Genomic DNA, 21,660 nt, shown 5'->3' on the forward strand with positions numbered 1-21,660 from the left:
CCTTCCGTGAGCACCTTTCAGGCCCCCAAGGGCACCTACGACCTGATCCCGCCGAACTCCGCGACGTATCTGGCGGTCCGCGAGGCGATCGCCGCGCCGCTGCGCAACTCCGGCTACGGCTACATCGAGACGCCCGGCTTCGAGAACGTCGAGCTGTTCGCCCGCGGTGTCGGCGAGTCCACCGACATCGTCACCAAGGAGATGTACGCCTTCGAGACCAAGGGCGGGGACCGGCTCGCGCTGCGCCCCGAGGGCACCGCCTCGGTGCTGCGCGCCGCGCTGGAGGCCAACCTCCACAAGGGCGGCAACCTCCCGGTCAAGCTGTGGTACTCCGGCTCCTACTACCGCTACGAGCGCCCGCAGAAGGGCCGCTACCGGCACTTCTCGCAGGTCGGCGCGGAGGCGATCGGTGCCGAGGACCCGGCGCTGGACGCCGAGCTGATCATCCTGGCCCACCAGGCGTACCGGTCGCTGGGCCTGCGCGACTTCCGGATCCTGCTGAACTCCCTCGGCGACAAGGAGTGCCGCCCCGTCTACCGCGCCGCGCTCCAGGACTTCCTGCGCGGTCTGGAGCTCGACGAGGACACCCGCCGCCGGATCGAGATCAACCCGCTGCGGGTGCTGGACGACAAGCGCGAGTCGGTCCAGGAGCAGCTGATCGGCGCGCCGATGCTGCGCGACTACCTCTGCGAGGCGTGCAAGACCTACCACGAGCAGGTCCGCGAGCTGCTGACCGCGGCGGGGGTGGCCTTCGAGGACGACCCGAAGCTGGTCCGCGGCCTGGACTACTACACCCGCACCACCTTCGAGTTCGTCCACGACGGCCTGGGCTCGCAGTCCGCGGTGGGCGGCGGCGGCCGCTACGACGGCCTGTCCGAGATGATCGGCGGGCCCGCGCTGCCGTCCGTCGGCTGGGCGCTGGGCGTGGACCGCACGGTGCTGGCCCTGGAGGCCGAGGGCATCGCCCTCGACATCCCGGCCGCCACCTCCGTCTACGCCGTCCCGCTGGGCGAGGAGGCCCGCCGGGTGCTGTTCGGCAAGGTCACCGAGCTGCGCCTGGCCGGTGTCGCCACCGACTTCGCGTACGGCGGCAAGGGCCTGAAGAACGCCATGAAGTCCGCCAACCGCTCCGGCGCCCGGCTGGCGCTGGTGGCCGGTGAGCGGGATCTGGCCGAGGGCGTGGTCCAGCTCAAGGACCTGGCCAGCGGCGAGCAGACGCCGGTCGCGCTGGACGCGGTGGTCGAGGAGGTCCGGCGGGCGCTGGGCTGAGCGGCCCGCCCCGCTTCCCCGGGGGCCCGGACGGCAGCGCGCCGTCCGGGCCCCCGGCGCTTTCCGGGACTCGCGGCGTCAACGCCCCGGCCGCGGAATCACCCCGGATCCCCCCAGGACAGCCCGGGTCCACAGGGAGGTGCGGCACAATGAGGGACGCGGCCGGGTCCGCCGGCCGCGCCACGCCTTGACGGCGCCCCTTCCCACGGACCGACGGAACGGCCATATGACGACGACAGCGCTTGACGACGTGTCCACCGACGACGACCGGGTGCGGGGCGCCGCGGAGCCCATCGGCGCCGGCCGCGGCCTCGCCCTGCTCCTGGTGATCACCGGTGCGCTCGGCGGGCTGGCCGCCTGGGCCATCACGCTGGACAAGTTCGAGCTGCTGAAGGACCCGAACTTCAAGCCGGCGTGCAGCCTCAGCCCGATCATCTCCTGCGGCAGCGTGATGCAGAGCAAGCAGGCGGAGGTGTTCGGCTTCCCCAACCCGATGGCCGGGCTGCTCGGCTTCGCGGTGGTGATCGCGATCGGCATGGCCGTGCTGGCGGGCGCCCGCTTCCGCCGCTGGTACTGGCTCGGCCTCAACGCCGGCACGCTGCTGGCGTCGGTCTTCTGCATGTGGCTGATGACCCAGTCGCTCTACGACATCAACGCGCTCTGCCTGTGGTGCACGCTGACCTGGTGCGTGACGGTCCTGATGTTCTGGTACACCACGGTCCACAACCTCAAGCACGGCATCCTCCCGGCGCCCCGGGGCCTGCGCGAGGCGGTGGTGGAGTTCCACTGGGTGGTCCCGGTGCTCTGGTACGGCGTGATCGCGCTGCTGATCCTGACCCGCTGGTGGTCGTACTGGAGCAGCCTGCTCTGAGCCGTGCCGCCCGGGAGCCGTCCCGGACTGTCCGGAATCCTTCGCGCCCCGGCCCGCCGCACCCGGCGGGCCGGGGCGTTGTCAGTGGGGTGGCATAGGCTCCGTAGACGTGGAGCCCGACCTGTTCACCGCCGCCGCGGAAGCCCGTCAGGAGAAGGACCCGGCGAGGTCCCCTCTCGCCGTACGCATGCGCCCGCGCACCCTCGACGAAGTCGTCGGCCAGCAGCATCTGCTCAAGCCCGGGTCGCCGCTGCGGCGGCTGGTGGGCGAGGGCAGCGGGGGTCCGGCCGGCCCGTCGTCGGTGTTCCTGTGGGGCCCGCCCGGTATCGGCAAGACGACCCTGGCCTACGTCGTCAGCCAGGCGACGAACAAGCGCTTCGTCGAGCTGTCCGCGATCACCGCGGGCGTCAAGGAGGTCCGGGCGGTCATCGACGGTGCCCGCCGCGCCTCGGGCGGCTACGGCAAGGAGACCGTCCTCTTCCTCGACGAGATCCACCGCTTCAGCAAGGCCCAGCAGGACTCCCTGCTGCCCGCGGTGGAGAACCGCTGGGTCACCCTGATCGCCGCCACGACCGAGAACCCCTACTTCTCGGTGATCTCCCCGCTGCTCTCCCGCTCCCTGCTGCTGACGCTGGAGCCGCTGACCGACGACGACCTGCGGGGCCTGCTGCGGCGCGCGCTGACCGACGCGCGCGGACTGGCCGGGGCGGTCACGCTGCCCGAGGACACCGAGGCGCACCTGCTGCGGATCGCCGGCGGGGACGCCCGGCGGGCCCTGACGGCGCTGGAGGCCGGGGCCGGCTCCGCGCTGGCCAAGGGGGAGCAGGAGATCACCCTTCGGACGCTGGAGGAGGCGGTGGACCGGGCGGCGGTGAAGTACGACCGGGCCGGCGACCAGCACTACGACGTGGCCAGCGCGCTGATCAAGTCGATCCGCGGCTCCGACGTCGATGCCGCGCTGCACTACCTCGCGCGGATGATCGAGGCGGGGGAGGACCCGCGGTTCATCGCCCGCCGGCTGATGATCTCCGCCAGCGAGGACATCGGCCTGGCCGATCCGACGGCGCTACAGACCGCGGTGGCCGCGGCCCAGGCGGTGGCGCTGATCGGCTTCCCCGAGGCCCGGATCACGCTGAGCCAGGCCACCATCGCGCTCGCGTTGGCGCCGAAGTCCAACGCCGCGTACCTGGCGATAGACGCCGCGCTCGCCGACGTCCGGGCCGGCAAGGCCGGACCGGTCCCCGCGCACCTGCGGGACAGCCACTACCAGGGCGCCCAGAAACTCGGCCACGGCCAGGGGTACCGCTACCCCCACGACCTGCCCGGCGGGATCGCCGCCCAGCAGTACGCCCCCGACGCGGTGCACGGCACGCGCTACTACACCCCCACCCGGCACGGCGCCGAGGCGCGCTACGCCGATGTCGCCGAGCGGGTCCGGGCCCGGCTGCGCGGGGAGGCCGGCGAGCGGGGCGAGTGAGGGGCGCCGCGGCGGTCAGTCCGCCGCGGCGTCGAAGAGGGCGTGCAGGGCCCGGCGCAGTCCGGCCACGTCCCGGACCGGCTCGGGGAAGTCGAAGCGGGCGTCGAAGGTCCGCCGGCCCCCGGCTTCCGGTACGAAGCGGACCCGCAGCCCGAAACGGTCCAGGCCCACCGGCACGGCCCGGTCGCGCGCCCCGCAGACCCCGGCGCCGCGCTCGCCCAGCAGGGCGCACAGCCCGCGCACCTGCGCGGCGTGCGCGCTGTCCAGGTGCTGGAGCAGTTCGGCCTCGTGCTCGACGAGCGGATCGGGCTCCGCGGCGGCGAACTCCTCCGGTTCGAAGGGCTCCGCGCCCCACAGGTCGTCCACCGCCCCCTCGCCGACCTCCAGCCGCAGCAGCGCCCAGGCGGGCCGGCCGGACGGCTCCGGGGCGGCGGCCAGCGCCTCGCCGAGGCCGAGGAGTTCGCCGGCCGGGTGCCGCGCGGCCAGCATCCGCGCGGCCCGGGCGCGCTGCGCGCCGGGTACGGGGGTGAGCCAGCCGGCGACCCAGGCGCGGCCGCGGATCCGGTGCGGGACGGCGACCGGTGCCACATCGGTGATCTCCATCACGGCGGGCAGGTCGTCGTCCTGGGCGTGCGCGGCGGCCCGGGCGGCCGCGCAGTCCCCGGGGACGAGCAGCAGCACGTCCCCGTCGGGCGTCACGGTCCGGCAGACGGGGCCGGAGAGCCCGCTGGGGTCCGGGTCCTCGACTCCGGGGACCTCCAGCGACGCCATACCATGGGAGGCGACGAGAGTACGTACACGCTCAGCCGCCGAGGGCCGCTGGGCGTCTTCCACGGGACGCGGCTGACCCGTCCCGGTGCGCTCCGCATCGGGCAGGGGGATCCCAGGTCGAAACATGCGTTCTCCTCGCGCTAAGGTAAGCCTCACCTAACTTACATGGAGGAACGTTCCACGTGAACCAGTCGCGTCCCAAGGTCAAGAAGTCGCGCGCGCTCGGCATCGCGCTGACCCCCAAGGCCGTCAAGTACTTCGAGGCCCGTCCCTACCCGCCCGGCGAGCACGGCCGCGGCCGCAAGCAGAACAGCGACTACAAGGTCCGCCTGCTGGAGAAGCAGCGTCTGCGCGCCCAGTACGACATCAGCGAGCGCCAGATGGTCCGTGCCTACGACCGCGCTCGGAAGGTCGAAGGCAAGACGGGCGAAGCCCTGATCGTCGAGCTTGAGCGCCGTCTGGACGCGCTCGTCCTGCGTTCGGGCCTGGCCCGGACGATCTACCAGGCCCGCCAGATGGTGGTCCACGGCCACATCTCGGTCAACGACCGCAAGGTGGACAAGCCGTCGTTCCGCGTCCGCCCCGGCGACGTGGTGATGGTCCGCGAGCGCAGCCGCGACAAGCACCCCTTCCAGGTGGCCCGCGAGGGCGGCTACGCCACCGACGGCGAGACCCCGCGCTACCTGGAGGTCAACCTCCAGGCCCTGGCGTTCCGCCTGGACCGGGACCCCAACCGCAAGGAGATCCCGGTCATCTGCGACGAGCAGCTGGTCGTCGAGTACTACGCCCGCTGATCCACTCGGCCGGCGCACCGCTCAGCCCGCCGACTCCCCTCCGCCCGCGGACGGGGAGGCGGCGGGCCGGTGCGTATCAGGGGGCAGGTGCGGAGCGGGGCCGGGTACGGAGCGGGGCCGGGTGCGTAGCGGTGGCGGCACGCACCGTACAATCGCCGTTTCCGGCGCCGCACGGGGAAGCCGCATCGCGGTACGGCCGCGGCCCCGCGGCGCGATAAGGTCAACGTTGCCGTTCGAGCAGGACGAAACCAGACCAGACCAGTCGGAGAGTGGTGCCAGCGTGTCCGGTGGAGAGGTGGCCGGGATCCTCGTGGCCGTCTTCTGGGCGATCCTCGTGTCGTTCCTCGCCCTCGTGCTGGTGAGGCTCGCACAGACCCTCAAGGCGACCACCAAGATGGTGTCCGAGGTGTCCGAGCAGGCCGTTCCGCTCCTCGCCGACGCCTCCGCGACCGTCCGCTCCGCGCACACCCAGCTCGCCCGCGTCGACGCCATCGCCGCCGACGTCCAGGAGGTCACGGCCAACGCCTCCGCGCTCTCCTCGACCGTCTCCTCCGCCTTCGGCGGCCCGCTGGTCAAGGTGGCCGCGTTCGGCTACGGCGTACGGCGTGCGATCGGCAAGAAGGGCAAGCCCGAGCCGGACCGCACCGTCATCGTCGGCCGCACCCTGCCCGGCGCCCGCCGCGGCGGGCGCCGCCCCCGTCGCTCCAAGGACTGATCACCGCGATGTTCCGCCGCGCATTCTGGTTCACCACCGGCGCCGCCGCCGGGGTCTGGGCCACCACCAAGGTCCACCAAAAGCTCCGCCGGCTCCAGCCGGACAGCCTCGCCGCGCAGGCCGCGGAGAAGGCCGTCGAGACCGGACACCGGCTGCGCCAATTTGCATTGGACGTACGGGCCGGAATGGCGGACCGTGAGGAGCAACTACAGGACGCCCTCGGACTCTCCGAGCCCGCCGAGGTGCGTGAGCTGCCCGCACCGCGCCGCGCGGTGCTCGACACGCCGTACCGAACCACGAGAACCCCCGGACTGACCGGACCGACCGGAAATGAGGACCACTGATGGAGTCGGCTGAAATCCGCCGCCGCTGGCTGCGCTTCTTCGAAGAGCGCGGGCACACCGTCGTGCCGTCGGCGTCGCTCATCGCGGACGACCCGACGCTGCTGCTGGTCCCCGCGGGCATGGTCCCCTTCAAGCCGTACTTCCTCGGCGAGGTCAAGCCGCCCTTCAAGACCGCCACCAGCGTCCAGAAGTGCGTGCGCACCCCGGACATCGAAGAGGTCGGCAAGACCACCCGGCACGGCACGTTCTTCCAGATGTGCGGCAACTTCTCCTTCGGCGACTACTTCAAGGAAGGCGCCATCAAGCACGCCTGGGAGCTGCTGACGACTCCCGTGGCGGACGGCGGCTACGGCCTGGAGCCGGAGAAGCTCTGGATCACCGTCTACCTCGACGACGACGAGGCCGAGCGCATCTGGCACGAGGTCGTGGGCGTGCCCAAGGAGCGCATCCAGCGCCTGGGCAAGAAGGAGAACTACTGGTCGATGGGCGTCCCGGGCCCCTGCGGCCCCTGCTCGGAGATCAACTACGACCGCGGTCCCGAGTTCGGCGTCGAGGGCGGCCCGGCCGTCAACGACGAGCGCTACGTGGAGATCTGGAACCTCGTCTTCATGCAGTACGAGCGCGGGGCCGGCATCGGCAAGGAGGACTTCGAGATCCTCGGCGAGCTGCCGTCGAAGAACATCGACACCGGCCTCGGCCTGGAGCGGCTCGCCATGATCCTCCAGGGCGTGCACAACATGTACGAGACCGACACCCTGCGCGTGGTCATCGACAAGGCCGGCGAGCTGACCGGCGTCCGCTACGGCACCGCCGACGACTCCGACGTCTCGCTGCGCGTGGTCGCCGACCACATGCGCACCTCCACCATGCTCATCGGCGACGGCGTCACCCCCGGCAACGAGGGCCGCGGCTACGTCCTGCGCCGCATCATGCGCCGCGCCATCCGCAACATGCGGCTGCTGGGCGCCACCGGCCCGGTCGTCGGCGACCTGCTCGACGTGGTCATCCGCACGATGGGCCAGCAGTACCCGGAGCTGCTGGAGGACCGCCGCCGGATCGAGACGGTCGCCCTCGCCGAGGAGGCCGCCTTCCTCAAGACCCTCAAGGCCGGCACCAACATCCTCGACAGCGCCGTCACCGAGACCAAGGCCGCCGGTGGCACCGTACTGGCCGGCGACAAGGCGTTCCTGCTCCACGACACCTGGGGCTTCCCGATCGACCTCACCCTCGAAATGGCCGCCGAGCAGGGCCTGTCGGTGGACGAGGACGGCTTCCGCCGCCTGATGAAGGAGCAGCGGGAGCGCGCCAAGGCCGACGCCCAGGCCAAGAAGCACGGCCACGCCGACATGTCGGCCTACCGCGAGATCGCCGACCAGGCCGGCTCCTCGGTCTTCACCGGCTACACCGACACCGAGGGCGAGTCCAGTGTCGTCGGCCTGGTCGTGAACGGCGTCTCCGCCCCGGCCGCCCACGAGGGCGACGACATCGAGGTGGTGCTCGACCGCACGCCGTTCTACGCCGAGGGCGGCGGCCAGCTCGCCGACACCGGCCGGATCAAGCTCGACAACGGCGCCGTCGTCGAGGTGCGCGACGTCCAGCAGCCGGTCCCCGGCGTCATCGTCCACAAGGGCACGGTGCAGGTCGGCGAGGTGGTGCTCGGCTCCACCGCGTACGCCGTCATCGACGTGCAGCGCCGCCGGGCCATCGCCCGTGCGCACAGCGCCACCCACCTCACCCACCAGGCGCTGCGCGACGCCCTGGGCCCGACCGCCGCCCAGGCCGGTTCGGAGAACTCCCCGGGCCGCTTCCGCTTCGACTTCGGCTCGCCGACCGCGGTGCCCGGCTCGGTCCTCACCGACGTCGAGCAGAAGATCAACGACGTGCTGGCCCGCGAACTCGACGTGCACGCCGAGGTCATGAGCATGGACGAGGCCAAGAAGCAGGGCGCCATCGCCGAGTTCGGCGAGAAGTACGGCGAGCGGGTCCGCGTGGTCACCATCGGTGACTTCTCCAAGGAGCTGTGCGGCGGTACGCACGTCCACAACACCGCCCAGCTGGGCCTGGTGAAGCTGCTCGGCGAGTCCTCCATCGGCTCCGGCGTGCGCCGCGTCGAGGCCCTGGTCGGCGTGGACGCCTACCGCTTCCTGGCCCGCGAGCACACGGTCGTCTCGCAGCTCACCGAGCTGGTCAAGGGCCGCCCCGAGGAGCTGCCGGAGAAGATCTCCGGTGTCCTGGCCAAGCTCAAGGACGCCGAGAAGGAGATCGAGAAGTTCCGCGCGGAGAAGGTCTTGCAGGCCGCGGCCGGGCTGGCCGAGGGCGCCAAGGACGTCCGCGGGGTGGCGCTGGCCACCGGGCAGGTCCCGGACGGCACCACCGCCGACGACCTGCGCAAGCTGGTCCTCGACGTGCGGGGCCGGATCCAGGGCGGCCGGCCCGCCGTGGTCGCGCTCTTCGCGGTGGCCAACGGCCGCCCGGTCACCGTCATCGCCACCAACGAGGCCGCCCGCGAGCGCGGTATCAAGGCCGGCGACCTGGTCCGCACGGCCGCCAAGACGCTCGGCGGCGGGGGCGGCGGCAAGCCCGACGTCGCCCAGGGCGGCGGCCAGAACCCGGCCGCCGTGCCCGAGGCCATCGAGGCCGTCGAGCGGCTCGTGGCCGAGGCGGCCTGACGCGGTGGCGGAGATGCGACGCGGCCGCCGCATCGCGGTGGATGTCGGGGACGCCCGGATCGGGGTCGCCTCGTGCGACCCCGACGGGGTCCTCGCCACCCCCGTCGAGACCGTGCCGGGACGGGACGTCCCGGCCGCGCACCGGCGGCTGAAGGCGATCGTCGAGGAGTACGAGCCGCTGGAGGTCGTGGTCGGCCTGCCCCGCTCCCTGAGCGGGGGAGAGGGGCCGGCCGCGGCCAAGGTCCGGGCCTTCGCCCGGGAGCTGGCCGGGAACATCGCCCCGGTCGGGGTCCGGCTGGTCGACGAGCGGATGTCCACGGTCACCGCCACCCACGGGCTGCGCGCCTCCGGCGTCCGCAGCAAGAAGGGCCGCTCGGTGGTCGACCAGGCCGCCGCGGTGGTGATCCTCCAGAGCGCACTGGAAACCGAACGCACCTCCGGGCAGCCCCCGGGGGAGAACGTCGAAGTGGGCATCTGATCGCGGTACGGTAACGTGCCCCGCGTTGTGGCGGCGGTTCGAACAGCCGCACGTGCAAGCAGAGGCGGAACGGTACGACAGGCGCTGCCCGGACGGTGCGCCCCGCCTCTCGGCTCTAGGGGATCGATGACCGAGTATGGCCGGGGCTACGGCTCCGAACCGTGGCATCCCGACGACCCGCTCTACGGAGACCGGGGTTCGTACGGAGGCCAGGCGCAGCACCCGCAGTGGACCGGGCAGCAGTCCGCCGGATATCCCCAGGAGCAGCACCCCCAGCAGTACGAGCAGCACCCGCAGCAGTACGAGCAGCACCCGCAGCAGTACGAGCAGCACCCGCACCACCCCGAGCAGTACCCGCAGCATCCCGGGCAGTACCCGCACCACTCCGGGCAGCAGCCGCACCACCCCGAGCAGTACCAGCAGCAGTATCCGGGGGGCGACGGCGGCTGGGACGGGGCGCCGCAGCAGACCGGCCGGCCGGCGTACGACCCGTACGACCCCTACGGGCAGCAGCCGCCGGCCGATCCGTACGGCCGGTCCGGCCAGGACTACCCGGCGCCGCACGACACCGGCCGGCACTACGCGGGCCAGGATCACTACGGCGGCCAGGAGGGCTACGCCGGCCAGGAGACCTACGGCGGCCAGGACGGCTACGGGCTCCAGGAGACCCAGCAGATCCCCGCCCAGCAGGCGCCGCCGCACCACCGGCAGCCGGACGGCCCTCCCGGGGAAGCCCTCGGCGGGCCCCACCCCCAGGACGGGCCGCCCTACGAGGACCCGGCCGCCGCCGGGGACGACTGGCGGGCGGTGCCTGACGCCGGCGAGGCCGGGCCGCCCGCACCGGAACCGGAGCATCCGTTCTTCGCCGGGGAGCGGGACGACGCGGACGACGGCCCCGGCGAGGACGGCCCGGAGGACGGCCGGCGCGGCCGGGAGCGCCGGGGGCGCAAGAACAAGCGGCGCAGCGGCACCGCCTGCCTGGTCATGACCCTCGCGCTGGCCGGTGTCGTCGGCACCGTCGGCTACTTCGGCTACGACTTCTTCATGCGGCACTTCGGCTCGTCGCCCGACTTCGAGGGCGCGGGCAGCGGCGAGGTGCAGGTGGAGATCCCGGACGGGGTGCCGCTGTCCGAGATGGGGTCGATCCTGGCCCGGGACGGCGTGATCAAGAGCGCCGGTGCGTTCACCGAGGCGGCCGCCGACAACAAGCAGTCCCGCTCCCTCCAGCCCGGTACGTACACCCTGCGCAAGCAGATGTCGGCGGCGGCCGCCATCGACCTGATGCTGGACCCCAAGAGCCGCAACGGCCTGACCATCCGGGAGGGCCTGCGGGCCGCCGCGGTCTACCAGCTGATCGACAAGAAGCTCAAGCTCCAGCCGGGCACCACCAAGGACGTCGCGCACAGCCAGGCGAAGAACCTCGGACTGCCGTCCTGGGCCGACGACTCCCCGAAGATCAAGGACCCGCTGGAGGGCTTCCTCTACCCGTCCACGTACAGCGTCGGCGACCACGCCAAACCGGCGGACGTGCTCCGGCAGATGGTCGCGCGGGCCAACCAGGAATACCGGAAGTACGATCTCGAGGAGAACGCCAGGAAATTCAACCTGACGTCTCCGCTCCAGCTCCTCACGGTCGCCAGCCTCACCCAGGCCGAGGGCATGACGCACGACGACTTCCGCAAGATGGCCGCGGTCGTCTACAACCGGCTGGCCCCGTCCAATACGGACACGAACCAGAAGCTGGAATTCGACTCGACGTTCAACTACCTCAAGAACCAGAGCAAGATCAATATCAGTACGCAGGAGATCCGGCACTACGACGATCCCTACAACACGTACTTCTACCGGGGGCTGCCGCCCGGACCGATCGGTAATCCCGGCGCGGACGCGCTGAAGGCGACGATCAATCCGGACAATTCCCAGAAGTGGCTCTACTTCATTTCGGTGGACGGCAAGAAGACCGATTTCACCACCAATCTGAACGACCACATGAAGCTCGTCCAGGAATTCAACAAGCGGCAGCAAGAGCAGAAGCAGAACGGAAACTGAAGGCAAGGCAGTGCCCCACAGCCCAGACACCAAGAAGGCGGCCGTCCTCGGCTCGCCCATCGCGCACTCCCTCTCCCCGGTGCTGCACCGCGCCGCCTACGGGGAACTCGGCCTCACCGGCTGGGAGTACGGCCGCCACGAGGTCGACGAGGCCGCGCTCCCGGCGTTCCTGGCCCAGCTCGGCCCCGAATGGGCCGGCCTGTCACTGACCATGCCGCTCAAGCGCGCCGTGATCCCGCTGCTGGACGAGATCAGCGCCACCGCGGCCTCGGTCGAGGCGGTCAACACCGTGGTGTTCACCCCCGACGGCCGCCGGCGCGGCGACAACACCGACATCCCCGGCATGCTCGCCGCGCTGCGCGAGCGCGGGGTCGGCCAGGTCGAGCGGGCCGCCGTCCTCGGCGCCGGCGCCACCGCCTCCTCCGCCCTCGCCGCGCTCGCCCGGATCTGCACCGGCGAGGTCACCGCGTACGTCCGCAGCGCGGCGCGCGCCGAGGAGATGCGCGGCTGGGGCGACCGGCTCGGCGTCACCGTCCGCACCGCCCCCTGGGAGGACGCCGCCGCGGCCCTGGCGGCGCCGCTGGTCATCGCCACCACCCCGGCCGGCAGCACCGACCCGCTGGCCGGAGCCGTCCCCGCCCGGCCCGGCACCCTCTTCGACGTCCTCTACGAGCCCTGGCCGACCCCGCTGGCCGCCGCCTGGGCCGGCCGCGGCGGCGCCGTCGTCGGCGGCCTGGACCTCCTGGTCCACCAGGCCGTCCTCCAGGTCGAGCAGATGACCGGCCGGGCGCCGGCGCCGCTGGCGGCGATGCGCCGGGCCGGCGAGGCGGCGCTCGCGGCCCGCTGACGGCCCCGCCCGGACGCCCGCGGTCCGCACCCTGGACGGCGCGCCGCCCGGCCCGCCCGACGTGGGAGGATCTAAGGAGACCGTACGCGGATGAGCACATGAGCAGTAACTGAGGAGCACCGTTGAGCAGGTTGCGCTGGCTGACGGCGGGGGAGTCGCACGGCCCCGCACTCGTGGCGACGCTGGAGGGCCTTCCCGCCGGCGTGCCGGTCACCACGGAGATGGTGGCGGACGCCCTGGCCCGCCGCCGGCTCGGCTACGGCCGCGGTGCCCGGATGAAGTTCGAGCAGGACGAGGTCACCTTCCTCGGCGGCGTCCGGCACGGCCGGTCGCTCGGCTCCCCGCTGGCGATCATGGTGGGCAACACCGAGTGGCCCAAGTGGGAGCAGGTCATGGCGGCCGACCCGGTCGATACGGAGGTGCTGGCCGGTCTGGCCCGCAACGCCCCGCTGACCCGCCCCCGCCCCGGCCACGCCGACCTCGCCGGCATGCAGAAGTACGGCTTCGACGAGGCCCGCCCGGTCCTGGAGCGCGCCTCCGCCCGGGAGACCGCGGCCCGGGTCGCGCTCGGCGCCGTCGCCCGCTCCTTCCTGAAGGAGACCGCCGGCATCGAGATCGTCTCGCATGTCGTCGAGCTGGCCGCCGCCAAGGCGCCCTACGGCGTCTACCCGACCCCCGCCGACGTCGAGAAGCTGGACGCCGACCCGGTGCGCTGCCTGGACGCCGACGCCTCGAAGGCGATGGTCGCCGAGATCGACCAGGCCCACAAGGACGGCGACACCCTCGGCGGCGTCGTCGAGGTCCTCGCCTACGGCGTCCCGGTCGGCCTCGGCTCGCACGTCCACTGGGACCGCCGCCTGGACGCCCGGCTGGCCGCCGCGCTGATGGGCATCCAGGCCATCAAGGGCGTCGAGGTCGGTGACGGTTTCGACCTGGCGCGGGTGCCCGGCTCCAAGGCGCACGACGAGATCCTGGCCACCGGCGACGGGATCAAGCGGGCCTCCGGCCGCTCCGGCGGCACCGAGGGCGGCCTGACCACCGGTGAGCTGCTGCGCGTACGGGCCGCGATGAAGCCGATCGCGACCGTCCCGCGGGCCCTGGCGACGGTCGACGTCAGCACCGGCGAGGCGGCCAAGGCGCACCACCAGCGCTCCGACGTCTGCGCGGTGCCGGCCGCCGGGATCGTCGCCGAGGCGATGGTGGCGCTGGTGCTGGCCGACGCCGTGGTGGAGAAGTTCGGCGGCGACAGCGTGCCGGAGACCCGGCGCAACGTCCGCGCCTTCCTCGACAACCTGGCGATCAAGTGACCGCGCCGGTCGTCGTACTCGTCGGCCCGCCCGGCGCCGGCAAGTCCACCGTGGGCGCGCTGCTGGCCGGGCGCCTGGGCGTCGGCTACCGCGACACCGACGCCGATATCGTCACCACCGCCGGCAAGCCGATCTCCGACATCTTCGTCGAGGACGGCGAGGAGCGGTTCCGCGCGCTGGAGCGGACGGCGGTCCGCACCGCCCTGGAGAGCCACCCCGGTGTGCTCTCGCTCGGCGGCGGCGCGATCATGGACGACACCACGCGGAAGCTGCTGACCGGCCTGCCGGTGGTCTTCCTGGACGTCGAACTGGCCGACGCCGTCAAGCGGGTGGGCCTCGACGCGCCCCGCCCGCTGCTCGCGGTCAACCCGCGCAAGCAGTGGCGCGAACTGATGGAGCGGCGCCGCCCGCTCTACACCGAGGTCGCACGCGCCGTGATCGCCACCGGGGGCCGCACCCCCGAGGAGGTCGCCGACGCGATCGCGGACGCTTTGGAGCTACGGCCGGCCGCGGCGGACCCCGCGCACCCCGCCGGCAGGGAGGAACAGCCATGACGGAGCACGCCACCCGGATCCAGGTCGGCGGGACCGCCGGTACCGATCCCTACGAGGTCCTCGTCGGGCGGCAGCTGCTGGGCGAACTCCCCGCCCTGATCGGGACGGCGGCCAAGCGGGTCGCGGTGCTGCACCCGGAGGCGCTGGCCGCCACCGGCGAGGCGCTGCGCGCGGACCTCGCCGACCAGGGCTACGAGGCGATCGCCATCCAGCTGCCGAACGCCGAGGAGGCCAAGACCGCCGAGGTCGCCGCCTACTGCTGGAAGGCGCTCGGCCAGACCGGTTTCACCCGCACCGACGTGCTCGTCGGCGTGGGCGGCGGCGCCACCACCGACCTGGCCGGCTTCGTCGCCGCGACCTGGCTGCGCGGGGTGCGCTGGATCGCTGTGCCGACCACCGTGCTGGGCATGGTGGACGCCGCGGTCGGCGGCAAGACCGGCATCAACACCGCCGAGGGCAAGAACCTCGTCGGCGCCTTCCACCCGCCGGCCGGTGTGCTGTGCGACCTGGCCGCGCTGGACACCCTCCCGGTCCACGACTACGTCTCGGGGCTGGCCGAGGTCATCAAGGCCGGCTTCATCGCCGACCCCGCGATCCTGGACCTGATCGAGTCCGACCCCGAGGGCGCCAAGCGGCCCGACGGCCCGCACACCGCCGAGCTGATCGAGCGGGCGATCCGGGTCAAGGCCGAGGTGGTCTCCGCCGACCTCAAGGAGTCCGGTCTGCGGGAGATCCTCAACTACGGCCACACCCTGGCGCACGCCATCGAGAAGAACGAGCGCTACAACTGGCGGCACGGCGCCGCGGTCTCCGTCGGCATGGTCTTCGCCGCCGAACTGGGCCGGATCGCGGGCCGCCTGGACGACGCCACCGCCGACCGGCACCGCGCCGTGCTGGCCTCCGTCGGCCTGCCGCTGACCTACCGCGGCGACCAGTGGCCCAAGCTGCTGGAGACCATGAAGGTCGACAAGAAGTCCCGCGGCGACCGGCTGCGCTTCATCGTCCTGGACGGCCTGGCCAGGCCCACCGTCCTGGAGGGCCCGGACCCGGCGATGCTGCTCGCGGCGCACGCCGAGATCGCGGCGTGAGCCCGGTGAACCGACGCGTCCTGGTCCTCAACGGGCCCAACCTCGGCCGGCTCGGCTCCCGGGAGCCCGACGTCTACGGTGCCACCTCCTACGCCGGGCTGGTCGCCGAGTGCGCCCGGCTCGGCAAGGAACTGGGCTTCGAGACCGACGTCCGGGAGACCAACGACGAGGGCGAGATGGTCCGCTGGCTGCACGAGGCGGCCGACGGCGCCCTGCCGGTCGTCATCAACCCCGGCGCGTTCACGCACTATTCGTACGCGATGCGGGACGCGGCGGCCCAGCGCACCGCCCCGCTGATCGAGGTGCACATCTCCAACCCGTACGCCCGTGAGGAGTTCCGCCACACCTCGGTCATCGCGGCGGTCGCCAGCGGGACGGTGGCCGGTTTCGGCATCGGCTCGTACCGCCTGGCACTGCGCGCGCTCGCCGAGGAACTGAACGGCTGACCCGGTGCGCCGTCCCGGTGGCCGGGCCCTCGGCCGTTCATTCGAGCGGACGCCGGGGTAGGGAAACCTCCTGGCAGCCGCCGGGAGGGTACGGTTTGCGCAGGACCACCCGGCGGCGGGGCGGCAACGGCCCGTGGCCGCCCCGCAGTTGCCGCCCCGGCGCACCGGCCGCCCCGGCCCGGTGCACCGCCCGCACCACGTCGACCGCACGAGACGGAGAGCCACCGGATGCAGTACGCAGTGGGGGCTCCGCTGCCACCGCCCCGCGGCCCGCTTCCCGGCCCGGGGGCCGGCCCGACCCTGCACTGGACGCCGCCCCCCGGCGGGGCCGGCCGGCCCGGCCCGCCGCCCGCCCCCGCGGTCCCGCCCGCGGCCCCGCCCGCGCCCACCGGCCCGCCGCCCGCCCCGGGCCAGGGCTGGCCGGCCCCCGCGCCGCAGCCCCACCAGGCTCCGCCCGCCCCGCACAGCACCGGTGACATCACCGGTCATGTCCAGCTGCCGCCCGGCGCCCCCGTCCCGCTGCCCAGCCCGCCGCCGGGCAACACCGCCCCGGACGCCGCGCACGCCGCCGTCGCGGTGCTGCTGATCGGCCCGGCGGGCGCCGGGAAGACCAGCGTCGCCCGGCACTGGGCCGACACCCGGCGGGTGCCGACCGCGCACATCAGCCTGGACGACGTCCGGGAGTGGGTGCGCTCCGGTTTCGCCGATCCGCAGTCCGGCTGGAACGACCACTCCGAGGCGCAGTACCGCCTGGCCCGCCGCACCTGCGGTTTCGCCGCCCGCAACTTCCTCGCCAACGGCATCTCCTGCATCCTCGACGACGCCGTCTTCCCGGACCGCCCGGTCGTCGGCCTCGGCGGCTGGAAGCGCCATGTCGGCCCCGGTCTGCTGCCGATCGTGCTGCTGCCCGGTCTGGAGGTCGTCCTGGAGCGCAACGCCCGCCGCTCCGGCAACCGCCGCCTCTCCGACGAGGAGGTGGCCCGGATCCACGGCCGGATGGCCGGCTGGTACGGCTCCGGCCTGCCGATCATCGACAACTCCCAGCACGACGTGGCCACCACCGTGCGGGCGCTGGACGAGGTGGTGGCGCGCAGCCTCACCAGCCCGCCCAGCTGGTAGCGGCCACCCGCCCGCGGCCCGGCCCGTCCCCCGGGCGGCCGTCCCGGACGGCCGCTCCGGGAGAGCGGTCGTAGGCTGGCGATATGTCCGAGTTGTACGCGGTCCGACGCGCGCGGCTGCGCGACCGCTGCGCCGCAACCGGATCCACCGCCGCCCTGATCTCGCGCCCCGCCAACGTCCGCTACCTCACCGGCAGCGCCCCGCTCGGCGCGGCCCTGCTGCTGGGCCCCGGCGCCGACGTGCTGCTGTGCGCGCGCCCGCTGACCGGCGACCCCACCGAGGGCCGGCCCGCCGACGACGTCCGGGTCTCGGTGCTGCCCGCCCGCGGCGGCGACCCGGTCGCGGCCGCCGCGGGGCTGGCCGACGAGGCGGGCGCCGAGACCCTGGCCGTCGAGGAGCACCACCTCACCGTTACCCGCCACCGCGCGCTCTCCCGGGTCGCGCCCCGCCTCCGCCTGACCGACCTGGCCTGCGCGGTCGAGGCGCAGCGGCTGGTCAAGGACGACGACGAGATCGCCTGCCTGCGGATCGCCGCGGAGATCAGCGACCAGGCGCTGGGCGAGCTGCTCGAATCCATCCTGGTCGGCCGCACCGAACGGCACCTCGCGCTGGAGCTGGAGCGCCGGCTGGTCGATCACGGCGCGGACGGCCCGGCGTTCCCCACCTCGGTCGCCACCGGCCCGAACTCCGGCCGCCACGGGCACCTGCCCACCGACCGCCGGGTCGAGGAGGGCGACTTCCTCACCGTCAACCTGGGCGCCAACTACCGCGGCTACCGCTGCGAGATCGGCCGGACCTTCGTCATCGGCACCACCCCGGCGGACTGGCAGATCGAGCTGTACGACCTGGTCTTCGCCGCGCAGAAGGCCGGCCGGGAGGCGCTGGCCCCGGGTGTGGAGTGCCGCGACGTGGACCGGGTGACCCGCCAGGTCCTGGAGGCGGCGGGCCACGGGGAGGGCCTCGGCCCGTGGACCGGGCACGGGGTCGGACTGGAAATCGACGAGGACCCTCAGTTGTCGCCCGGCGCCATGGGTAAACTGGACGCTTGCGTGCCGGTCACCGTCGAGCCAGGGGTCCACATCCCGGGCCGTGGGGGTGTCCGGATCGACGACACCCTCGTCGTCCGCCCCGAGGCGGACGGCGGACCCGAGCTACTCACGATCACGACCAAGGAGCTGCTCGCCCTGTGAGCCACCCGGCTCGCTGCGGGCGGTTTCGAGGTACCCACCACCTGTAGTCCAGGAGATTCCGCAACCGTGGCTTCCACGAACGACCTCAAGAACGGCATGGTGCTCAAGCTCGAAGGCGGCCAGCTCTGGTCCGTCGTCGAGTTCCAGCACGTCAAGCCCGGTAAGGGCCCGGCCTTCGTCCGTACCAAGCTCAAGAACGTGCTCTCCGGCAAGGTGGTGGACAAGACCTTCAACGCCGGCGTCAAGGTCGAGACGGCCAACGTCGACAAGCGCGGCATGCAGTTCTCGTACATGGACGGCGACTACTTCGTCTTCATGGACATGGACACCTACGACCAGCTGCACGTCGACCGCAAGACCGTCGGTGACGCCGCGAACTTCCTCCTGGAGGGCTTCGAGGCGGTCGTCGCGCAGAACGAGGGCCAGGTCCTCTACGTCGAGCTGCCGGCCGCGGTCGAGCTGACCATCTCGGAGACCGAGCCGGGCGTCCAGGGCGACCGCTCCACCGGCGGCACCAAGCCCGCCAAGCTGGAGACCGGCTACGAGATCCAGGTCCCGCTCTTCATCACCACCGGTGAGAAGATCAAGGTCGACACCCGTACCGGCGACTACCTCGGCCGGGTGAACAGCTAACCGTGGCTGCCCGCACCAAGGCCCGTAAGCGCGCCTTCCAGATCCTCTTCGAGGCCGACCAGCGCGGTGCTGATGTGCAGTCCGTGCTCGCGGACTGGATGCGCCATGCCCGGACCGACCCCCGGCAGCCGCCGGTGCACGAGTACACCCTCGAACTGGTCGAGGGGTACGCGGACCACGTCGCCCGCATCGACGAGCTGATCTCCACCTACTCCGTCGACTGGGACCTGGACCGGATGCCGGCGGCCGACCGCTCGATCCTCCGGCTCGGTGCCTACGAGCTGCTGTGGGTGGACGGTACGCCGGACGCGGTGGCGATCGACGAGGCCGTGCAGCTGGCCAAGGAATTCTCCACGGACGACTCCCCGGCCTTCGTCAACGGCCTGCTGGCCCGGCTGAAGGAGCTCAAGCCGGGGCTGCGCCGCGAGGAGACGCGCTGAGCCGCCCGCGCGGCGGCTGACCGGCCGCCGGCCGGCCGCGGTCCCGGAGACCCCGACGGGCCCGGAGCGACGCAGTACCGTCGCTCCGGGCCCGTGGTGCGTCCGGGGCGGGGCCCGGTGGCGCGGAGGGTGCGCAGACGACGACCGCCGCCCCGGGAGATCCCGGAGCGGCGGTACGTTTCTGCGTGTGAAGCGGAGGGCAGGATCCTCAGATTTCCTCGTGCTGCACGGCCCGGCGGGCGTCCGCGTCCAGCACGCCCCAGCTGATCAGCTGCTCGGTGAGCACCGAGGGCGACTGGTCGTAGATCACCGCGAGGGTGCGCAGGTCGTCCTGGCGGATCGAGAGGACCTTGCCGTTGTAATCACCGCGCTGGCTCTGGATGGTGGCGGCATAGCGCTGGAGCGGGCCGGCCTTCTCCTGCGGGACGTGGGCCAGGCGCTCCAGGTCCAGCACCAGCTTCGGCGGCGGCTCGGCGGCACCTCCCGGCGTCGTGCCGGGCAGCAGCTCCTGCACCGGCACGCCGTAGAAGTCCGCCAGCTCGGCGAGGCGCTGAACGGTAACGGCGCGGTCGCCGCGTTCGTAGGACCCCACCACCACGGCCTTCCAGCGGCCCTGGGACTTCTCCTCGACGCCATGGAGAGAGAGGCCCTGCTGGGTACGGATGGCGCGGAGCTTGGCCCCGAGCTGTTTGGCGTATTCGCTGGACATAAAGCTCCCCAGACGGCTGTATCGACATGCGGCGCTGCCGCGTGGCTGGTAACTCACTGTGAGGTTACGCAGCGTAATCTCACTTCGTCAAGCCGAATGGGGCAGAGCCTCACCCGTCAGGGGGGTGTGTGGGCCGCCGGGGGCCTCCTGGTAGCCTGAGCCCTGTAATTCGACGTCCTTTAAGGTCCGTCCCGTGAGGCGGAGAAGGAGGTCCGTTTCGTATGGACGCGACGCATTCCGACCCGCGCACGCAAGCCCCCGCGCGACCGGTGCTCGAAGGCCCGGACATCGCGCGGATGCTCACCCGCATCGCCCACGAGATCGTCGAGCGCGCCAAGGGCGCGGACGACGTGGTGCTGCTGGGGATCCCCACCCGCGGAGTCTTCCTCGCCCGGCGGCTGGCCGCCAAGCTGGAGGAGATCACCGGCCGCGCGATCCCGGTGGGCTCGCTCGACATCACCATGTACCGCGACGACCTGCGGCTGGGCCCGGCCCGCACGCTGGCCCGCACGGAGATCCCGGGTGACGGCATCGAGGGCCGGCTGGTCCTCCTCGTCGACGACGTGCTCTTCTCCGGCCGCACCATCCGCGCCGCCCTGGACGCCCTGGGTGACATCGGGCGCCCGCGCGCCGTGCAGCTCGCCGTCCTGGTCGACCGCGGCCACCGCGAGCTGCCCATCCGCGCCGACTACGTCGGCAAGAACCTCCCCACGTCGCTGCGGGAGGCGGTCAAGGTCCAGCTGACCGAGGAGGACGGCCGCGACGCCGTGCTGCTCGGCGTGCGGGAGACCGCCCCGGCCGGCGAGCGCTAGCGCACCCGCGTACGGACACCCGGTGGCCCCGGGCCCGCACCCATGCCTGCTCAACGGACATTCCCGTACACCTCCCTCACCCCCGGAGAAAACCGGATGAAGCGTCACCTCATCTCGGCCGCCGACCTCACGCGGGACGACGCCGTGCTGATCCTCGACACCGCCGAGGAAATGGCCCGGGTCGCCGACCGGCCGATCAAGAAGCTCCCCGCGCTGCGCGGGCGCACCGTCTGCAACCTCTTCTTCGAGGACTCCACGCGGACCCGGATCTCGTTCGAGGCCGCCGAGAAGCGGCTCTCCGCGGACGTCATCAACTTCGCCGCCAAGGGATCCAGCGTCTCCAAGGGGGAGTCCCTCAAGGACACCGCCCAAACGCTGGAGGCGATGGGCGTGGACGCCGTCGTCATCCGGCACGGCGCCTCCGGCGCCCCCTACCGGCTCGCCACCTCCGGCTGGATCGACGCCCCGGTCATCAACGCCGGCGACGGCACCCACCAGCACCCCACCCAGGCCCTGCTGGACGCCTTCACCATGCGGCGCCGGCTGATCGGCCCGGACGCCGGCCTCGGCCAGGACCTCTCCGGCAAGCGCATCACCCTCGTCGGCGACGTCCTGCACAGCCGGGTCGCCCGCTCCAACGTCGATCTGCTGCACACCCTGGGCGCCGAGGTCACCCTCGTCGCGCCGCCCACCCTGGTGCCGGTCGGCGCCGAGCACTGGCCGTGCGAGGTCTCCTACGACCTCGACAGCGTGCTGCCCAAGTCCGACGCGGTGATGATGCTGCGGGTCCAGCGGGAGCGGATGAACGCCGCCTTCTTCCCCACCGAGCGGGAGTACTCGCGCCGCTACGGCCTGGACGCCGACCGGATGGCCCGGATGCCGCAGCACGCCCTGGTCATGCACCCCGGGCCGATGGTCCGCGGGATGGAGATCACCGCCGAGGTCGCCGACTCCCCGCGCTGCACCGCCGTCGAGCAGGTCGCCAACGGCGTCTCCATCCGGATGGCGGTCCTCTACCTGCTGCTGGGCGGCAACGAGCCCGCCGTCACCAACCCCCGTACCGAGGAGAAGTAGAAGA

22 protein-coding genes are annotated in these 21,660 nt (G+C 72.7%); 20 read left to right on the plus strand and 2 right to left on the minus strand.

All coding sequences use genetic code 11. The features are described from left to right. Positions 1 to 6 precede the first annotated feature (6 nt). The 3 genes from hisS to MUU72_RS23000 all read left to right on the plus strand — a co-directional run bounded on the left by hisS (position 7) and on the right by MUU72_RS23000 (position 3,617). Positions 7 to 1,269, plus strand: coding sequence for a histidine--tRNA ligase (gene hisS, locus MUU72_RS22990; protein WP_248015258.1), 1,263 nt, complete (start codon positions 7 to 9; stop codon positions 1,267 to 1,269). A gap of 226 nt (positions 1,270 to 1,495) precedes the next feature. Next, complete coding sequence (locus MUU72_RS22995) at positions 1,496 to 2,140, plus strand: vitamin K epoxide reductase family protein (RefSeq protein ID WP_248015259.1); 645 nt, start codon at positions 1,496 to 1,498, stop codon at positions 2,138 to 2,140. Positions 2,141 to 2,249: 109 nt separating this feature from the next. Beyond that, complete coding sequence (locus tag MUU72_RS23000) at positions 2,250 to 3,617, plus strand: replication-associated recombination protein A (protein ID WP_248015260.1); 1,368 nt, start codon at positions 2,250 to 2,252, stop codon at positions 3,615 to 3,617. Positions 3,618 to 3,632: 15 nt separating this feature from the next. Here MUU72_RS23000 and MUU72_RS23005 read toward each other — a convergent pair whose 3' ends face one another. Then, positions 3,633 to 4,388, minus strand: a complete 756-nt coding sequence (locus MUU72_RS23005; protein ID WP_248015261.1) for a DUF2470 domain-containing protein — start codon at positions 4,386 to 4,388, stop codon at positions 3,633 to 3,635. Between the two features lie 182 nt (positions 4,389 to 4,570). On the opposite strand from MUU72_RS23005, the gene rpsD reads away from it, so the two are divergent. The 15 genes from rpsD (at position 4,571) to nusB (ending at position 19,061) form a co-directional block, all read left to right on the plus strand. Further along, positions 4,571 to 5,182 carry a 30S ribosomal protein S4 gene (rpsD, locus tag MUU72_RS23010; protein ID WP_248015262.1) on the plus strand — a complete coding sequence of 204 codons (612 nt, stop codon included), beginning with the start codon at positions 4,571 to 4,573 and terminating at the stop codon, positions 5,180 to 5,182. Positions 5,183 to 5,462: 280 nt separating this feature from the next. Further along, positions 5,463 to 5,897, plus strand: coding sequence for a DUF948 domain-containing protein (locus MUU72_RS23015; protein WP_248015263.1), 435 nt, complete (start codon positions 5,463 to 5,465; stop codon positions 5,895 to 5,897). 8 nt (positions 5,898 to 5,905) lie between these two features. Further along, positions 5,906 to 6,241 carry a DUF6167 family protein gene (locus MUU72_RS23020; protein ID WP_248015264.1) on the plus strand — a complete coding sequence of 112 codons (336 nt, stop codon included), beginning with the start codon at positions 5,906 to 5,908 and terminating at the stop codon, positions 6,239 to 6,241. Then, positions 6,241 to 8,910, plus strand: coding sequence for an alanine--tRNA ligase (gene alaS, locus MUU72_RS23025; RefSeq protein WP_248015265.1), 2,670 nt, complete (start codon positions 6,241 to 6,243; stop codon positions 8,908 to 8,910). The genes MUU72_RS23020 and alaS overlap by 1 nt, the downstream gene beginning before the upstream one ends. A 13-nt stretch (positions 8,911 to 8,923) precedes the next feature. Then, a complete protein-coding gene (gene ruvX / locus MUU72_RS23030) occupies positions 8,924 to 9,388 on the plus strand; it encodes a Holliday junction resolvase RuvX (RefSeq protein WP_248015326.1) in 465 nt (154 codons plus the stop codon). Between the two features lie 126 nt (positions 9,389 to 9,514). Beyond that, a complete protein-coding gene (gene mltG, locus MUU72_RS23035) occupies positions 9,515 to 11,437 on the plus strand; it encodes an endolytic transglycosylase MltG (protein ID WP_248015266.1) in 1,923 nt (640 codons plus the stop codon). Between the two features lie 10 nt (positions 11,438 to 11,447). Continuing rightward, positions 11,448 to 12,284, plus strand: a complete 837-nt coding sequence (locus MUU72_RS23040; RefSeq protein WP_248015267.1) for a shikimate dehydrogenase — start codon at positions 11,448 to 11,450, stop codon at positions 12,282 to 12,284. Positions 12,285 to 12,406: 122 nt separating this feature from the next. Next, the gene (aroC, locus tag MUU72_RS23045; protein ID WP_248015268.1) at positions 12,407 to 13,591 is read left to right on the plus strand and encodes a chorismate synthase; all 1,185 of its coding nucleotides are present in this window, start codon (positions 12,407 to 12,409) and stop codon (positions 13,589 to 13,591) included. Beyond that, positions 13,588 to 14,145, plus strand: coding sequence for a shikimate kinase (locus tag MUU72_RS23050; RefSeq protein ID WP_248015269.1), 558 nt, complete (start codon positions 13,588 to 13,590; stop codon positions 14,143 to 14,145). The genes aroC and MUU72_RS23050 overlap by 4 nt, the downstream gene beginning before the upstream one ends. Then, positions 14,142 to 15,233 (plus strand): 3-dehydroquinate synthase, encoded by a 1,092-nt coding sequence (gene aroB / locus MUU72_RS23055; RefSeq protein WP_248015270.1) that lies wholly within the window; start codon positions 14,142 to 14,144, stop codon positions 15,231 to 15,233. The genes MUU72_RS23050 and aroB overlap by 4 nt, the downstream gene beginning before the upstream one ends. 5 nt (positions 15,234 to 15,238) lie before the next feature. Continuing rightward, a complete protein-coding gene (gene aroQ / locus MUU72_RS23060) occupies positions 15,239 to 15,679 on the plus strand; it encodes a type II 3-dehydroquinate dehydratase (RefSeq protein WP_248015327.1) in 441 nt (146 codons plus the stop codon). Positions 15,680 to 15,907: 228 nt separating this feature from the next. After that, complete coding sequence (locus MUU72_RS23065) at positions 15,908 to 16,798, plus strand: Pro-rich N-terminal domain-containing protein (protein WP_248015271.1); 891 nt, start codon at positions 15,908 to 15,910, stop codon at positions 16,796 to 16,798. 83 nt (positions 16,799 to 16,881) lie between these two features. Then, positions 16,882 to 17,988 carry an aminopeptidase P family protein gene (locus tag MUU72_RS23070; protein WP_248015272.1) on the plus strand — a complete coding sequence of 369 codons (1,107 nt, stop codon included), beginning with the start codon at positions 16,882 to 16,884 and terminating at the stop codon, positions 17,986 to 17,988. Positions 17,989 to 18,054: 66 nt separating this feature from the next. Further along, positions 18,055 to 18,621, plus strand: a complete 567-nt coding sequence (gene efp / locus MUU72_RS23075; RefSeq protein WP_248015273.1) for an elongation factor P — start codon at positions 18,055 to 18,057, stop codon at positions 18,619 to 18,621. 2 nt (positions 18,622 to 18,623) lie between these two features. After that, positions 18,624 to 19,061: a transcription antitermination factor NusB gene (nusB, locus tag MUU72_RS23080; RefSeq protein ID WP_248015274.1), complete on the plus strand. Its 438-nt coding sequence runs from the start codon at positions 18,624 to 18,626 to the stop codon at positions 19,059 to 19,061. Positions 19,062 to 19,269: 208 nt separating this feature from the next. On the opposite strand, the gene bldD is transcribed toward nusB, so the two are convergent. Then, positions 19,270 to 19,770 (minus strand): transcriptional regulator BldD, encoded by a 501-nt coding sequence (gene bldD, locus MUU72_RS23085; protein WP_018539834.1) that lies wholly within the window; start codon positions 19,768 to 19,770, stop codon positions 19,270 to 19,272. A 221-nt stretch (positions 19,771 to 19,991) separates the two neighbouring features. On the opposite strand from bldD, the gene pyrR reads away from it, so the two are divergent. Both pyrR and MUU72_RS23095 read left to right on the plus strand, forming a co-directional pair. Then, on the plus strand, positions 19,992 to 20,582 hold the full coding sequence (gene pyrR / locus MUU72_RS23090; protein WP_248015275.1) for a bifunctional pyr operon transcriptional regulator/uracil phosphoribosyltransferase PyrR: 591 nt from the start codon (positions 19,992 to 19,994) through the stop codon (positions 20,580 to 20,582). A gap of 96 nt (positions 20,583 to 20,678) precedes the next feature. Continuing rightward, positions 20,679 to 21,656, plus strand: coding sequence for an aspartate carbamoyltransferase catalytic subunit (locus MUU72_RS23095; RefSeq protein ID WP_248015276.1), 978 nt, complete (start codon positions 20,679 to 20,681; stop codon positions 21,654 to 21,656). Positions 21,657 to 21,660: the final 4 nt, after the last annotated feature.

Source organism: Streptomyces rhizoryzae (assembly GCF_023155275.1).
In the GTDB taxonomy this organism is placed as follows: domain Bacteria; phylum Actinomycetota; class Actinomycetes; order Streptomycetales; family Streptomycetaceae; genus Streptomyces; species Streptomyces rhizoryzae.